Below are 739 nucleotides of genomic sequence, written 5' to 3'. Positions count from 1 at the left end.
TTTTTTTTTACCTGCACTTTCATTTTGTCCTGGAGCCATACCAGCCCATGCTGCTAAATGAGCAGCGCTTGGGAATCTACTTAAATCTGGGCCGATTTCTGCAATGATATGTTGAGCTGTTTGAATTGCGATTCCCGGGATAGAATCTAACAGTTCAATTTCATCTTTGTATTCTTTTAAGCGTTCCTTTATTTCTAGATCCAACATTTCAATTTGCTTTTCTAAATACTCAATGTGATCAAGTTGACCCTTAAGTAGAAATTTCTGATGAGGCCCAATTAATCCCTTCAATGAACGTTCTAGAAGATCCATCTTCTTACGAAGCTGCTTCTTTGCTAGTTCCGCTAAGAGTGAAGGGTTAGTCTCACCTTTGATTAGTTGGCGAAGCATTAGTCGACCAGAAACACCTAAAATATCAGTAGCTACGGAGCTAAGTTTAATGTTTGCTCCTTCCAAGACCTTTTGAATACGATTAGCTTCCCGGGCACGTTCATCAATTAAACTTCTACGATAACGAACAAGCTCACGCAACTCTCGTTGCTCTCGGTCGGGAATGAAACTCGGTTTTAATAGGCCGTGTTTTAAAAGATCTGCAATCCACTCTGCATCTTTGACATCTGTTTTACGGCCAGGAACTTGTTTAATGTGCTGCGCATTAACCACGTAAGTTTGAAGAGAAGGTTCCAATTCTAATAGATTATAAATTGGTTTCCAGTACACGCCAGTGCTTTCCATTGCT

Annotated in this window: 1 protein-coding gene; it reads right to left on the bottom strand. The window is 40.2% G+C overall.

What is annotated here, in order from left to right:
- A partial coding sequence (locus tag BK579_RS25155) for an IS110 family RNA-guided transposase (RefSeq protein ID WP_139365233.1) occupies window positions 1–739 on the bottom strand: 739 nt, incomplete at both ends.

The sequence above is a fragment of the Litchfieldia alkalitelluris genome, from assembly GCF_002019645.1.
Lineage (GTDB): Bacteria > Bacillota > Bacilli > Bacillales > Bacillaceae_L > Litchfieldia > Litchfieldia alkalitelluris.
Note: the sequence above shows the minus strand (reverse complement) of the source record. Positions and strands in the feature narration are given on the sequence as shown.